This window comes from Delftia sp., assembly GCF_059499305.1.
Genome location: NZ_JCABYI010000004.1, coordinates 589,145 through 602,458, shown reverse-complemented (window position 1 = coordinate 602,458; position 13,314 = coordinate 589,145). Strand labels below are relative to the sequence as shown.

Annotated in this window: 11 protein-coding genes and 1 pseudogene; 8 read left to right on the top strand and 4 right to left on the bottom strand. The window is 67.1% G+C overall.

The genetic code is table 11. The features are described 5' to 3' along the window. The first annotated feature begins 8 nt into the window (after nucleotides 1–8). The 4 genes from AC5I49_RS04570 to AC5I49_RS04555 all read left to right on the top strand — a co-directional run bounded on the left by AC5I49_RS04570 (nucleotide 9) and on the right by AC5I49_RS04555 (nucleotide 3,421). Nucleotides 9–1,349, top strand: a complete 1,341-nt coding sequence (locus tag AC5I49_RS04570; RefSeq protein WP_495788906.1) for an MFS transporter — start codon at nucleotides 9–11, stop codon at nucleotides 1,347–1,349. 76 nt (nucleotides 1,350–1,425) lie between these two features. Continuing rightward, a complete protein-coding gene (gene ligA, locus AC5I49_RS04565; protein WP_016453399.1) occupies nucleotides 1,426–1,833 on the top strand; it encodes a protocatechuate 4,5-dioxygenase subunit alpha in 408 nt (135 codons plus the stop codon). Beyond that, nucleotides 1,833–2,705, top strand: coding sequence for a class III extradiol dioxygenase subunit beta (locus tag AC5I49_RS04560; protein WP_275823260.1), 873 nt, complete (start codon nucleotides 1,833–1,835; stop codon nucleotides 2,703–2,705). The genes ligA and AC5I49_RS04560 overlap by 1 nt, the downstream gene beginning before the upstream one ends. Next, a complete protein-coding gene (locus AC5I49_RS04555; RefSeq protein WP_133073219.1) occupies nucleotides 2,702–3,421 on the top strand; it encodes an alpha/beta fold hydrolase in 720 nt (239 codons plus the stop codon). The genes AC5I49_RS04560 and AC5I49_RS04555 overlap by 4 nt, the downstream gene beginning before the upstream one ends. Before the next feature lie 18 nt (nucleotides 3,422–3,439). On the opposite strand, the gene AC5I49_RS04550 is transcribed toward AC5I49_RS04555, so the two are convergent. Continuing rightward, the gene (locus AC5I49_RS04550; protein WP_495788905.1) at nucleotides 3,440–4,711 is read right to left on the bottom strand and encodes a LysR family transcriptional regulator; all 1,272 of its coding nucleotides are present in this window, start codon (nucleotides 4,709–4,711) and stop codon (nucleotides 3,440–3,442) included. A gap of 169 nt (nucleotides 4,712–4,880) precedes the next feature. Between AC5I49_RS04550 and AC5I49_RS04545 the strand changes: the two genes are divergently transcribed. Together AC5I49_RS04545 and AC5I49_RS04540 are read left to right on the top strand one after the other, a co-directional pair. Continuing rightward, nucleotides 4,881–5,333 (top strand): nuclear transport factor 2 family protein, encoded by a 453-nt coding sequence (locus tag AC5I49_RS04545; protein WP_047218692.1) that lies wholly within the window; start codon nucleotides 4,881–4,883, stop codon nucleotides 5,331–5,333. A gap of 116 nt (nucleotides 5,334–5,449) precedes the next feature. Further along, nucleotides 5,450–6,628, top strand: coding sequence for a porin (locus AC5I49_RS04540; RefSeq protein WP_495788904.1), 1,179 nt, complete (start codon nucleotides 5,450–5,452; stop codon nucleotides 6,626–6,628). Nucleotides 6,629–6,650: 22 nt separating this feature from the next. Here the strand turns inward: AC5I49_RS04540 and AC5I49_RS04535 are convergent. Further along, nucleotides 6,651–6,879, bottom strand: a pseudogene (locus AC5I49_RS04535) (IS3 family transposase); the annotation flags it as partial. A gap of 341 nt (nucleotides 6,880–7,220) precedes the next feature. Between AC5I49_RS04535 and AC5I49_RS04530 the strand changes: the two are divergent. Next, nucleotides 7,221–9,083 carry a methyl-accepting chemotaxis protein gene (locus AC5I49_RS04530; RefSeq protein ID WP_495788903.1) on the top strand — a complete coding sequence of 621 codons (1,863 nt, stop codon included), beginning with the start codon at nucleotides 7,221–7,223 and terminating at the stop codon, nucleotides 9,081–9,083. A gap of 49 nt (nucleotides 9,084–9,132) precedes the next feature. Continuing rightward, a complete protein-coding gene (locus AC5I49_RS04525) occupies nucleotides 9,133–9,693 on the top strand; it encodes a chemotaxis protein CheW (RefSeq protein WP_495788902.1) in 561 nt (186 codons plus the stop codon). Nucleotides 9,694–9,798: 105 nt separating this feature from the next. Here AC5I49_RS04525 and AC5I49_RS04520 read toward each other — a convergent pair whose 3' ends face one another. Together AC5I49_RS04520 and AC5I49_RS04515 are read right to left on the bottom strand one after the other, a co-directional pair. Further along, nucleotides 9,799–12,006: an AAA family ATPase gene (locus AC5I49_RS04520; RefSeq protein ID WP_495788901.1), complete on the bottom strand. Its 2,208-nt coding sequence runs from the start codon at nucleotides 12,004–12,006 to the stop codon at nucleotides 9,799–9,801. Further along, complete coding sequence (locus AC5I49_RS04515; RefSeq protein WP_495788900.1) at nucleotides 12,003–13,253, bottom strand: hypothetical protein; 1,251 nt, start codon at nucleotides 13,251–13,253, stop codon at nucleotides 12,003–12,005. The genes AC5I49_RS04520 and AC5I49_RS04515 overlap by 4 nt, the downstream gene beginning before the upstream one ends. Nucleotides 13,254–13,314: the final 61 nt, after the last annotated feature.

Sequence of the window (13,314 nt, the reverse complement as noted above, 5' to 3'; positions counted from 1 at the left end):
GGACTTGTATGAAAGATATCCGCAAGACGATGGACGAGGGCGCCATGGCGCCGTTCCAGTGGCTCGCCGTGGCCATCTGCACCCTGCTCATCATGCTGGACGGCTTCGATGTGCTGGTGATGGCCTTCACCGCCTCGGCCGTCGCTGCCGAGTGGAAGCTCAACGGGGCGCAGCTGGGCGTGCTGTTCAGTGCCGGGCTGATCGGCATGGCCATAGGCTCGCTGTTCCTGGCGCCCGTGGCCGACCGCCGTGGCCGGCAACCCGTCATCGTGCTGTGCCTGGTCGTGGTGTCCGTGGGCATGCTGCTTTCTGCCGCAGCGCGCAGCTATGTGGAACTGGCAGCCCTGCGCGCCATGACGGGCGTGGGCATTGGCGGCATGCTGGCCAGCGTGGGGGTGATCACCTCGGAGTATTCATCGAACAAATGGCGCAGCACGGCGATTGCGCTGCAGGCCACGGGCTATCCGATTGGCGCCACGCTGGGCGGGCTCATGGCCGCCTGGCTGCTGACACACCATGGCTGGCGCTCGGTCTTCGTGTTCGGCGGCCTGGCCACGGCGCTGATGGTGCCCATCGTGCTGTGGCGGCTGCCGGAGTCGGTGGACTTTCTGTTGGGCCGCCGCCCGGCACGTGCGCTGGAAAAGCTCAACCGGCTGATGGCGCTGATGGGCCATCCTGCCTTGCTGCAGCTGCCTGTACAGGCCGGCGGCGAAGTCCGGCAGGGCAACACCGTGGCTGCCCTGTTCAGGAACGGCCTGGCGCGCCCCACGCTGATGCTCTGGGCCGGCTTCTTCCTGCTGATGTTCAGCGTCTATTTTTCGCTGAGCTGGACGCCCAAGCTGCTGGTGCAGGCCGGCCTGTCGGCACAGCAGGGCGTGACGGGCGGCGTGCTGCTCAACCTGGGAGGCATTGCCGGCGGCAGCCTGTTCGGCCTGCTGGCAGTGAAGGTGAGGCTGCGGCATCTGGCCATGGGCAGCCTGCTGCTGAATGCCTTGTTCACCGCGCTGTTCGGCCTGGCCTCGGCCAGCCTGGGCTGGGCGTTCGCCGCAGCGGTAGGCGTGGGCGTGTTCCTGTTCGCCTCCATGGCCGGGCTGTACGGGCTGGTGCCGGCCGCCTATCCGGCCCAGGTGCGCGCCACCGGCATGGGCTGGGCCATAGGCATTGGGCGCATAGGCGCCATCGTGGCGCCCACCATGGCCGGCCTGCTGCTGGACGGTGGCTGGCAGCCTGCCTCGCTGTACTACGTCTTTGCCTTGCCGCTGATTGCCGCGGGGCTGGCCGTGTGGGCCACTGGCGCCGGCCGCACCCTGGCGCCGATGGGTGGCGCGCTGCGAGCGCCTGGTGCTTGATCCTTGAACCCCTATCCGTGAGCACGCGCCCGAGCGCCCGAGCGCCCAAGCGCTCAAGCGCAGGAGAAACACTTCCATGGCATTGGACAAACCCTATCTCGACGTACCGGGAACCACGGTCTTCGACGCCGAGCAATCCCGCCAGGGCTACTGGCTCAACCAGTTCTGCATGTCGCTGATGAAGGCCGAGAACCGCGAGCGCTTTCGGGCTGACGAGCGCGCCTATCTGGGCGAATGGGCCATGACGGCCGAGCAAAGACAGGCCGTGCTGGACCGCGACCTGAACCGCTGCATTGCGCTGGGTGGAAACATCTACTTTCTCGTGAAGATCGGCGCCACCGACGGCGTCAGCGTGCAGAACATGGTCTCGACCATGAGTGGCATGAACGAGGAGGACTACCGCCAGATGATGCTGGGCGGCGGACGCAGCATCAATGGAAACCGCTACCTGCATGAGCAGGAACGACAGGAAAAAGGCATCTGATGGCACGCATCACCGCATCCGTCTACACCTCGCATGTGCCCGCCATCGGCGCGGCCATGGACCTGGGCAAGGTGGGCGACCCCTATTGGCAGCCGCTGTTCAAGGGCTTCGAGCACTCGCGCCAATGGCTCAAGGACAACAAGCCCGACGTGATCTTCCTGGTCTACAACGACCACGCGACCGCGTTCAGCCTGGACTTCATCCCGACGTTTGCCATCGGCACGGCCGCGGAATACCAGCCCGCCGACGAAGGCTGGGGCCCGCGCCCCGTGCCCAAGGTCATCGGCCATCCGGAACTGGCCAGCCACATTGCGCAGTCGGTGATCCAGCAGGACTTCGACCTGACCATCGTCAACAAGATGGACGTGGACCACGGCCTGACCGTGCCGCTGTCGCTGATGTGCGGCGAGCAGGACGCGCGCACGGGCGCCTGGCCCTGCCCGGTGATTCCGTTTGCCGTCAACGTGGTGCAGTACCCCGTGCCGTCGGGCCAGCGCTGCTTCAACCTGGGCCGTGCCATCCGCCGCGCCGTGGAAAGCTTCGACGAAGACCTGAACGTGCAGATCTGGGGCACGGGCGGCATGAGCCACCAGCTGCAGGGCGCGCGTGCGGGCCTGATCAACAAGGAGTGGGACAACCGCTTCCTGGACCTGCTGATCGAGAACCCTGCCGGTTTGGCCAAGATGCCGCATATCGACTACGTGCGCGAGGCTGGCTCCGAAGGCATCGAGCTCGTGATGTGGCTGATCGCGCGCGGCGCCATGGCCGATGTGGATGGCCCCGCGCCGCTGCCCAAGGTCAACCACCGCTTCTACCATGTGCCCGCGTCCAATACGGCCGTGGGACACCTCATCCTGGAGAACGCTGCATGAGCCGGCCTTGCGTGGTACTTCTGCCGGGCCTGCTGTGCGACGAGACGGTCTGGCACGAGCAGCAGGCGGCCCTGTCCTTTGCCGGTGTTGCCGAGTGCATTGTTCCGTCCTATGGCGCGGCGGCCACCATCGAAGACATGGCGCGCCTGGTGCTGGATGGCGTGGCGGCCGAGCGGTTTTCGCTGGCGGGCCATTCCATGGGCGGGCGCGTGGCCCTGGCCATTGCCGGCATGGCTGCCCAGCGCGTGGAGCGGCTGGCCTTGCTGGACACCGGCATGGACCCCATCGCTCCGGGCGAGGCCGGCGAGAGCGAACGCGCCAAGCGCATGGCGCTCTTGCAGATCGCCCGGCACAGCGGCATGCGCGAGATGGGCCTGCAATGGGCGCGCGGCATGGTGCATCCGGACCGGCTCGATACGCCGCTGTTCAGTGAGGTGCTCGACATGGTGGCGCGCTTCACGCCCGAGGTGTTCGCCGCGCAGATCAATGCCTTGCTGAACCGCCCCGATGCGGGCGATGTGCTCAGGCAGCTGCGCTGCCCGACCCTGCTGGCCTGCGGTCGCCAGGATGCCTGGAGCCCGCTGTCACGCCATGAGCGCATGCAGGCCCTGTGCCCGGGCGCCGAGCTGGTGGTGATCGAGGACAGCGGCCACATGAGCACCATGGAGCAGCCGCAGCAGGTGTCGCGGGCACTGCTCGACTGGATGGGGCGCTGAGCGAGCGCTGCACTCAGACTAGGCCGGCGGATCGCCCACGGCCCGCCGGCAGGCCTGCATGAACAGCTCCAGGTCCTGCGATGCCGTGCTCAGCGCACGCGTGGCCAGCCCGATGCGCCTGCGTGTGGAAGGCAGGTCCACAGGCACGATGGACAACTGCCCGCCGTGGTTATCCTGCAGGGCCTGTCCGCGCGAGGCCAGGGCCAGCCGGCCCGTCTGCAGCACAAAGGCCAGCGTCATGGTCGGGCTGCTGGCGCGCAGGCTGGCGCGCGGCGGCTCCAGGCCCTGGCTGCGGAACAGCTGGACCATGGCGCGATCGGCCGGCGTGCCGGGCAGGGGCGACACCCAGGGCCATTGCAGCAAGTCCTCCAGAACCAGCTGGCCGCGGTCCAGGCAGGCATGGCCGGCCGGTGCCACCACCACCAGGTCATCGTCGAACAGGTGCAGCTGGCGTACCTCATCGGAGGGCATGTCGGCGCGCAGGGCGCCAGCGATGGCGTCGATGTCGGCGCTCAGCAGGTGCTGCACCAGGCTCTCGTAGGTGCCGTCCACGATGCTGACCTCGATGTCCGGGTGGCTGGCGGCCAGGCTGTCGACCGCGCGCGGCAGGAAGATTCCCACCGACAGCGGCAGCACGCCGACCACCACGCGCCCCCGGATCTCGCCGCGCCAGGCGGAAATATCGCTGTCCATGCCGCGCACCTCGGCCAGGGCCAGCTTGACACGGCGCAGCAGCGCTTCGCCGGACGGCGTCAGCCGCGTGCCGAAGGCCAGCTTGTAGAACAGCTGCATGCCCAGACTGGCTTCCAGCCCCTGCAGCGCCGCATGCACGGCGGGCTGCGTCAGGCCCAGCCACTGCGCGGCCAGGGATTCGCTGCCGCAGTCGGCAATGGCCATGAGGGCGCGCAGCTGACCCGCAGGCACGCTCTCGGCAAAACGCTCGGGCAGGGGAGGGCGCCTGGCCGCCAGCGTGGCGGCGGCCTGGGCGTCGGCCGCGCCGCTGCCCAGATGCTGGAGCATGGCCTCGATGCGGGCGGCCAGCTGGCTGCCCAGCGGGGTCGGCATCATGCCGCGCGCACCGCGCATGAACAGCGGCACGCCGCAGGCCTCTTCCAGTTGCAGTACCGAACGCGCCACGGCCGGCTGAGAAAGATGCATAGCCTGGGCGGCCCGCGTGGTGCTGCCGTGGCGCACCACGCCCAGCATGGCGCGCATGGCTCGCAAATGGCCTGCCAACTCGGGAAAACGCGAGGGATTGCTGCTGGCCCAGGGGGCAAGAGAAAGGTTCATTGAAAGGTGCTTCGCGGTACGTTGGAAGAACGTGTTTTGATTGTCCCATAAGAAAAACGCATTGATGGCCGGGGCTCCGGCATTGGCCGGATCGATGCCAGCGTGGAATGCTTGGTGCCTGGATCAAGACAGCCCATCGCAGGCTGCGGATTCCGGGGAGACAAGAAACATGAACCATGAAATCGACCGGCTGCTGGCCCGCCAGGCCTGCATGGATCTGGTGCTGCGCGCTGCTGCCTTTGCGGATGCCGGTGATGCCCAGGCCCTGGCCCGGCTGTTTGACGAAGACGGCCAGCTGCAACGGCCCGGCGGCGAGGTACTGGGCGGGCGCACGGCCATCGCCGCTGCGTACTCCCGGCGTCCCGCGGGCCGCATGACCCGGCATCTGGTCACCAACACGCTGGTGGAACTGCAAGGCCCGGACCGCGCCAGCGCGCGCAGCCATGTGCTGCTGTGGTCCTGCGACGAGGCCGATGCCATCACGCCGCACGGCCGCCCGGCGCAACCGCGCCAGCTCGTAGGCGAGTTCGATGACACCTTCGGCCGCAGTCCTGAAGGCCATTGGCTGATCACGCGCCGCGTGGCGCGCTTCGTCATGTACCGGGACCTCCCGGGCGCCTGAAGAGCAGGGCGCCCAGCCGCTTTCTCCCATTTCCCCGTGACCGCCACTCTCGCCTTTCCCAAGGCGCAGCGTTGCGGCGTGCCGATTCCGCAACGACAACGACAGGAGACACAAGCATGAGACGCACTCTCAAGAGCATTCCCCAACCCCCAGCCAGGCGCCCACTGCGGGCTTGTCTGGGCCGCCTCGCCCCGCTCGCCATGCTGGCAGCAGCAGGCGGCGCCCAGGCCCAGACCGCCTCATCGGTGACGCTGTACGGCCATCTGGACACCGGCATCGAGCACCTGACGAATGTGCAAGGCGGCGGATCGCTGACGCGCATGCCCGGCCTCACGGGAACGGCACCGTCGCGCTGGGGGCTGCGCGGCAGCGAGGATCTGGGCGGCGGCCTGAGCGCCGTCTTTGCGCTGGAGTCAGGCTTTGGCCCGGATGCCGGCACCTTCAACCAGGGCGGGCGGGGCTTCGGGCGCCAGGCCTGGGTGGGGCTGTCCGGAGGCTGGGGCAGTGTCTCGCTGGGGCGCAACTACACCATGCTGTACTGGGCATTGTTCGATGCCGACCTGCTCGGCCCCAACGCCTTCGGTCTGAGCAGCCTGGACAGCTACATCCCCAACACGCGCACCGACAACTCCCTGGCCTACCGGGGACGCTTCGGCGCCTGGAGCCTGGGCGCCGCCTACAGCCTGGGACGCGATGCCGTCAACGCCGGCCCCAGCCCGGCCGGCACCAACTGCGCCAGCGAATCGGCCACGGACAGGCAGGCCTGCCGCCAGTGGTCGGCCATGCTGAAGTACGACACCGCGCCCTGGGGCTTTGCCCTGGCCGTGGACGAGATGCGCGGCGGCGCCGGCGCATTTGCAGGGCTGACGCGCTCGGACCTGAAGGACCGCCGCATCATGCTCAACGGCTATGCCGCGCTGTCACCCACCATCAAGCTGGGCGCCGGCCTCATGCGCCGCGACAACGACGCGGCCCAGGCGGCCTCGGCCAGTAACGGCGCCACGCCGCGCAGCACCCTGGCATGGGGCGGCCTGTCCTGGTCCCCCAGCGCCGCCGTCGTGGTCGATGGCCAGCTGCAGCAACTGCGCTATGCCCAGGGTGGCGACCGCTCCACTTTGCTGGCCCTGCGCGCCACCTACAGGTTCTCCAAGCGCACGGCGGTCTATGCCCAGGCCGCGCGCATTGACAACGGACAGCGCCTGGCCATCTCGGTCAGCTCGGCCGCAGCCGGCGGCAGCCCGCTGGCGGGCGCATCGCAGACCGGCCTGATGCTGGGCCTGCGCCACTCGTTCTGAAACCGAGGGCAAATACAACAGGCCAGCTGGGCAAGTCGGCAATTTCCTGGCGCAGTTCGGCGAGCAGCCCGGCGTCGTCGCCGGGTGTGCGATGGCTGCGGCCATCGACCCAGCCTTCACCGCGCCCAGGCAGGTCGCGCACAGGCGGGCGCGCAATCCACTTTTTCTGCGGCGTACTCCCCGGCTTCCTTGGGGATTTCGTTCTCCAAGGTTGTCTTGCCGAGCACGCGCTGCAGCTTGGCGATTCCCGCGCAGACACCGACAGCGGACTCCTTGATATCCGTACATGCCGAGTTGTGGATCGGAGATGTGCTCACGCGCATAAGTAGCAATTTCCTCAAATTGATAGAAAAATTTAATTCATATTTGATTAAATTGATACCTATGATGCAGCCATCGGATCAATTTTGGCATTCAATGGCAGCATGTGGCTGCGCCGATCCGGCCAGTTCAGGGTGACGCGGGACAGCGCAGGGCAGGGGGGCTGAAAAGTCGCAAGCCCCATGCTCTGCGCCAAGCCAGGTCAAGCCTGCATGGCGAACTCAACTCCATCGTCCTGGTCGAGGGCGAGAGCACAGTGGAAGGAACAACAATGAGACTCCAGATCAGACAAGCCTACAGTTTTGGTGCCGCTCTCCTGCTGGTTCTTGGCGCAGCCACCATTGGCGCAGCCATCATGAGCAACCGCAGCAGCGCTCTTGCCGACGAAACCGCCGCCAGGCGATACCAGTCCTACCTGCTGGCCGATGAGTTGCGGCAAAGCTCTGACGACCTCACCCGATTGGCGCGCACCTACGTGGCCACGGGTGACGCCAAGTGGGAGAAGCAATACATCGAGATTCTGGATATTCGCAATGGCAAGCTGCCACGGCCTCAGGCCTACGAGCGGATCTATTGGGACTTCCGCGCAGCCGATGCGCAAAACGTGCGTCCTGCAGGCGAAACGGTGCCGCTGCTTGATCTGATGAAGCGGGCCGGCTTTGCAGACAACGAACTCGCCAAGCTGGCCGAAGCCAAGGCCAACTCAGATGATCTGGTGCGCACTGAAACCATCGCCATGAACATGGTGAAGGGCCTCTATGACGACGGCAAAGGTGGGTTCACGCGCCAAGCTGAACCCGACAAGGCCAAGGCTCTGGGGATGATGCACGACTTGGCGTACCACCAGTACAAAGCCACGATCATGAAACCCGTGGACGAGTTCCTGATTCTTCTCGATGAGCGCACGTCAGCACAGCTGGCCGCAGCCGTGGCGGCGCGGCAGCAATGGTCGAAACTTGCCATGGCCTCGACGGCATTGCTCATCGTGAGCCTGCTCGCCGGGCTCCTTTATCTGCGTCGTCGCACCAGCGCCGTGCTTGGCGACGTCAGTCGTGTGGCATCGGGCATTGCGGCAGGGGAGCTTGATCAGTCGATCGATCTCGGAGTGAGGGGTGAAGAAGGTGACCTGCTGCGCACTATGGGCAGCATGCAGCAGCAATTGTCTAGCGTGGTGGGCGCCATTCGCAGTGGTGCCGACAGCGTGGCGACAGCCAGCTCCGAGATTGCACAGGGCAACCAGGACCTGAGCCAGCGCACCGAAGAGCAAGCCAGTGCCCTGCAACAAACGGCCGCCACGATGGAGGAGCTGGGCACCACCACCCGCAACAACGCCGACAACGCCAAGCAGGCCAATCAACTCGCTCAGGGCGCCTCGGCCGTCGCTGCGCAAGGTGGCGAGGTGGTCGGCAAGGTCGTCACCACGATGCAAGGCATCAGCGACAGCAGCCGCAAGATCGGCGACATCATCGGCGTGATCGACGGCATCGCCTTCCAGACCAACATCCTGGCGCTCAACGCAGCCGTCGAGGCGGCCCGCGCAGGTGAGCAGGGCCGCGGCTTCGCTGTCGTGGCGTCTGAAGTGCGCAGCCTCGCGCAGCGCAGCGCTGAGGCTGCCAAGGAAATCAAGGCCCTGATCGGCCGTAGCGTCGAGCAGGTGGAGCAAGGCACCGTGCTGGTGGACGAGGCCGGCAAGACCATGGGCGAGATCGTCGCCTCGATCCAACGCGTGAGTGACATCGTGGCCGAGATTACCTCGGCCAGCGTCGAGCAGAGCTCCGGCATCGGGCAGGTCGGCGAGGCCGTCAGCCAGATGGACCAGGTGACGCAGCAGAACGCGGCGCTTGTGGAAGAGAGCGCTGCCGCCGCAGAGAGCCTGAAGGGCCAGGCCCAGAAACTGGTGCAGGCCGTGGCGGTGTTCAAGCTGTCGCATGAAGGACTTGGAGGCTCGACCCACGCTGCGGCCCCAGCGGCCAACGCTGCTGCCGTCGAGCGTCGCGGCCCGGACCGTGCCAAGAACATCGCCCGGCCGGCATTCAAGGCGAAGGCTGCTGCAGCCCCAGCATCGACCTCTGAGTCGAGCCGGCTCGCTATCGCACCTGCCAAGACCGGCACTGACGACTGGACGTCGTTCTGAGCGCGGCTCGCCGCGCCAGAACCCGCCCCCAATCTCCAAGGAGTCGAAGATGACCGCCATGATTGAAGAGCGCCCAACGGTAGCACCGGTTACGGCGCAGTCGACAGCCGCCTCATCAACCCGGGCTGCCAATGCAGTGGTCGCCATGCCCAACGAGTTCCTCAGCTTCCGCCTGGGTGGCGAGGAATACGGCATCGACATCCTGCGGGTACAGGAGATCCGCAGCTACGAGGCTCCCACCCGCATTGCGAACGCACCGCATTTCATCAAGGGAGTGATCAACCTGCGTGGCGTGATCGTGCCCATCGTCGACCTGCGCCTGAAGCTCGGTTGCGAGTCGGCCGAGTACACCGATTTCACCGTCGTCATCGTGCTGAACGTGCGCGGACGGGTCATCGGCGTGGTGGTCGATTCGGTGTCGGACGTTCTGGCGCTGGGCGCGGACAACATCAAGCCGGCGCCCCAGATGAGTGCCTCGGTGGATGCCGGCTACATCATGGGTATGGGATGCTTCAAGAGCGGCGATGTCGAACGCATGCTGATTCTGACCGACATCGAAGCGCTCATGAGCAGCGCCGAGATGGGGTTGATGGAGGCCGCGATGCTTTGATTGATACGATGTATATTATGTTAAATCACAGTTGCGATTAACACTGTCCAAACCCAGGTAAGGCACTCTTCCTGCACCAGGCCTGCCTGTCTTCCGCCTCTTTTTTCAGCTGTTCAACCCTCTTCCCAGGCTCTCCAGTTCCTGCCTCAACAACAACTCCGTCTCCTGCGGTTCGAACTGGCGTTGCAGCAGCGGGATGGTGAAGACGTAGCGTGCGTCGTGCACGCCGTGGGTTTCATCGCGGCGCAGGACGTAGGCCAGTTGCAGGCGGGCCAGGGATCGGCGCAAGGCCTGGGCCTGGCCGGTGGCGCCGTGGGCCTGGACCAGGGCGTCGAGCGCGGTCAGGCTGGTGTGACCTTGCTGGGCCGTGTGATAGACGGCGATGCGGTCCAGGCGGCAGGCCTGTTCGTCGGTGCTCAGGCGGCCCCAGCCGACCAGCGCATCCTGTACGGGCTGGGATTCCAGCGCCTGGCGCAGGTGGCGCTCTTCGATCACGCGTTCGTCGGGCCCCAGGGCTTGCAGGCATTCCTGGCAGAGGATGGCGACCAGATTGGCCCGCCTGCCGCTGGCCTCGATCAGGCGTTCGGCCAGCGCGTCGTTGGCGTAGCCCACGCGCAGCCTGCGCAGCGGCTCGGTGGCCAGTGCCTGGCAGGCGGACGGCTCCAGGCCACCGATGGCCAGGATGTCGCCGAAGTTGCGCAGCGGCGACTGGTAGTCGAGCAACGCGGCCGCATAGAGATCCCAGAATCCAGCCAGCATGAACCAGCAACGGCCCTCCTCGCTGAGCGCGCGCAAGGCGCTGAGCTGGGGATAGCCGTTGCGGGCCTCATCGCGGAAGAACAGGTCGGCCTCGTCGATCAGCAGGTACAGCCGCCTGCCCTGCGATTGCGACTGCAGGTGTTCGATGATGGCCTCCAGCGGTGTCTCCACGGGCAGGCCGAACTGGGTGGCCAGGCGCGGCGTAAGGCGGTGGTCGCGCAGCGAGAGGTAGTGGCAGGCAATGGACGGATGCTCCTGCAGGCGCCGTTGCACGGCCTTGAGCAGGCTGCTTTTGCCGAGCTGGCGCCCTCCCACGACCAGGTAGTTGGCCGGTTCGCGGTTGAGTACGCGCGCCAGCAGGCGCTCGCGGCCGAAGAACACGTCCTCGCGCGTCACGCCGCCGCGCGTCTGGTAGGGCGAGATGCGCGTGACCTGCAGCTGCGCGGCCAGCAGCCGCAGCAGCACCTGCGCGGGCTCGCCGCCCATCAGCCATTCGGTCTGACCGGGGCTGTCCAGCACTGCGTGCAGATTGGCGCGGTCCTCGGCATGGCGCTGCAGCAGCGGCATGGGCGACTGCGGATGGTGCGGGCTCACGATGAGCACCACATCGCCGCCGGTCTGCAGCAGGCGCAGCTGGCGCACGAGTTCGCCCTCTTCCAGTTCTTCCAGTTGCTCTGGCAGCGCATAGACCAGGCAGCGGCCCAGGGCGATGGGCAGGTCCGGCGGCAGCGTCCATTCGAACATGCCACCGGGCACGGGCCATTCGCCCTCGGCGGTTTTGCAGGTGGCCGACAGTCGTTCGGCCAGGGCGCGCACGCGGGCGGCGGGGCTGGCACCGGCAAGGCGCAGGGCACGCTGCCAGTCGGGCGGGCGTATGCCTGCGGCGCGCAGCACGGCGGACCGCCGGCCGGTGAGCCGCAGCAGCCGGTCCAGCTGGGGAAGATGCTGATACGGCTTGCGGCGCAGGCGCCCGGGCTTGAGCTGCGCCGGGCCTATCAGCGGATGGCGGACCAGCCACAGCAGGGCCAGGCCGCCAAAGACCAGGGCGCAGGTCCAGATGATGTTGCGCAGCCAGCCAAAGGGCTCGTGCTCTGGCTGGCCTGGCGAGGGGCTGCAGTTCAGCGGCAGATAGCGTGGCGGGGTGGGTGGCTGGCCGCCCTGGCAGCTCCAGTCCTGGCTGGACATGTTCAGCTGCAGCAGGACCTGGGTTCCTGAGAGCACGCCCATCTGGCTGTCGCGCACGATGTCCGCCTGCAGCACGAAGGGCCTGGGCGAACTCATGCGCACGCGGGGCTCGGCAATCTCCGGTGCCACGCTGGCGATGTCCTGCGGCCAGCTTTCATGCTGGCGCACATGCTCCATCAGGGCCAGGCGCCACAGGATGATTTCGTTCCAGACCCGCCCTGAACTTTCCGCGCCCTGCAGGCTGCCGCGGGTAACGGGGTTGTAGCGGGGCAAAAGTATGGCGGTGCCTATGAACAGCGTGAACAAGGCCAGCAGCGCGGCGCGCCAATAGGATCGGGGCAGCTGCAGAAGGCGGGCCGGACCGCTCATGCCTGCAGCACTGCCATTGCGGCTTCGCGGGCGATGTCGCAGCGCCAGTGCAGGTGGGCGCCCTCGCCCGCTCCGCGCACCTGCAGCAGGTTGCCCCAGAACAGGCGCCGCAGCACGGCATCCTGCAGATAAGGCCGCGCACGGCCCAGCGATGCCGCATCCACCAGGCTTCGCAATTGATCGCGTGCGGCCGGCTCCTGCGCCAGGGGCAGCAGGGTCTGCCACAGGCGCGCACTGGCCACCAGATGGGCGCGCAGCAGTGGCGAGTGCACGGCAGCGATGCCCACACCCTGCTCCACCAGCCACTGCAGCGCTTCCTCGAAGAGCGCGGGATGCCCGCCCGTCAGGGCCTGCAGCGCCTCGATGACCTCGGCCGGCCAGGCTGTTGCCGGCCAGCGCTGGCGCGCCATCAGGGCCAAGTCTTCCAGCGTGGGATCGGGCCAGTGTGCCACCTGGCCGATGTTGAGCAGGGACAGGTCGCCGCTGCGGTACTTGAGGTCGGCCAGCGCCTCGCTGCCGCACAGCAGCAGGTGCAGGCGGCCGCTGTGCATTTCGCTGAGGCTGCGCAGGATGCCGGCCAGCGTCTCGCGCAGTGCGGCCGTGCCTTGCTCGAAACGGCTGACCAGGCAGAACAGGCGGCCGCCTGCCAGCAGGCGCTTTTCCAGCAGGGCCTCGAATTCATAGTCCGAGCCTACCTCGCCCAGCCCGCACTGCCGGCCCAGGGCCGCAAAGTAGTCGGCCGGGACCGTGCTCACGCTGTACGGCGGCTGGATGTGCAGTACCGCCTCGGCGCCGTACTGGGCGCGGGCACGCAGCAGCAATTCCTGGCGGAACGGGGGCTGCCCCCAGTGCGCGGGAGACAGCAGCATGGTGATGGCATAGGGCGAGGCCTGGGCCAGCTGGGCAAAAAGCCGGTCCATGAAGCCGGCAAAAGGCTGGGCGCCAGCGGCTGGCGCCTGCAGCGGGAACTGCGTGGCAAAGCCGGCGGCGGAGAACAGGCGATTGGTCTCCGCCTCCGTCAGCCGCAGATACTGGGCGCAGGCGGCCAGCCGGTCGCGCGAGCGCGGATTGGGCAGGGAAACCCCATTCCTCCAGTTGTTGACGGCTTCCCGGCTCAGCCCGATCTCGGTGGCCACCCCCGAAGCGCTGGCACGGATGCGGCGCATGTACAGACCCAGAAGATGGCCGAAATCCTCGTGAACGCCTGCGGCCACGGCGGGGCCCTGCTCGATTGCGGTGGGCTGCATCAGCGTTGGCCCTGCTCAAAAAGACGGCGCCTGATGGCGCATGTCCATCCTGCCGTGACGA

Excerpts from the sequence above, each read along its gene's own strand:
- AC5I49_RS04570 (WP_495788906.1), top strand. The coding sequence starts at position 9 with ATGAAAGATATCCGCAAGACGATGGACGAGGGCGCCATGGCGCCGTTC.
- ligA (WP_016453399.1), top strand. The coding sequence starts at position 1,426 with ATGGCATTGGACAAACCCTATCTCGACGTACCGGGAACCACGGTCTTC.
- AC5I49_RS04560 (WP_275823260.1), top strand. The coding sequence starts at position 1,833 with ATGGCACGCATCACCGCATCCGTCTACACCTCGCATGTGCCCGCCATC.
- AC5I49_RS04555 (WP_133073219.1), top strand. The coding sequence starts at position 2,702 with ATGAGCCGGCCTTGCGTGGTACTTCTGCCGGGCCTGCTGTGCGACGAG.
- AC5I49_RS04550 (WP_495788905.1), bottom strand. The coding sequence starts at position 4,711 with ATGAACCTTTCTCTTGCCCCCTGGGCCAGCAGCAATCCCTCGCGTTTT.
- AC5I49_RS04545 (WP_047218692.1), top strand. The coding sequence starts at position 4,881 with ATGAACCATGAAATCGACCGGCTGCTGGCCCGCCAGGCCTGCATGGAT.
- AC5I49_RS04540 (WP_495788904.1), top strand. The coding sequence starts at position 5,450 with ATGAGACGCACTCTCAAGAGCATTCCCCAACCCCCAGCCAGGCGCCCA.
- AC5I49_RS04530 (WP_495788903.1), top strand. The coding sequence starts at position 7,221 with ATGAGACTCCAGATCAGACAAGCCTACAGTTTTGGTGCCGCTCTCCTG.
- AC5I49_RS04525 (WP_495788902.1), top strand. The coding sequence starts at position 9,133 with ATGACCGCCATGATTGAAGAGCGCCCAACGGTAGCACCGGTTACGGCG.
- AC5I49_RS04520 (WP_495788901.1), bottom strand. The coding sequence starts at position 12,006 with ATGAGCGGTCCGGCCCGCCTTCTGCAGCTGCCCCGATCCTATTGGCGC.
- AC5I49_RS04515 (WP_495788900.1), bottom strand. The coding sequence starts at position 13,253 with ATGCAGCCCACCGCAATCGAGCAGGGCCCCGCCGTGGCCGCAGGCGTT.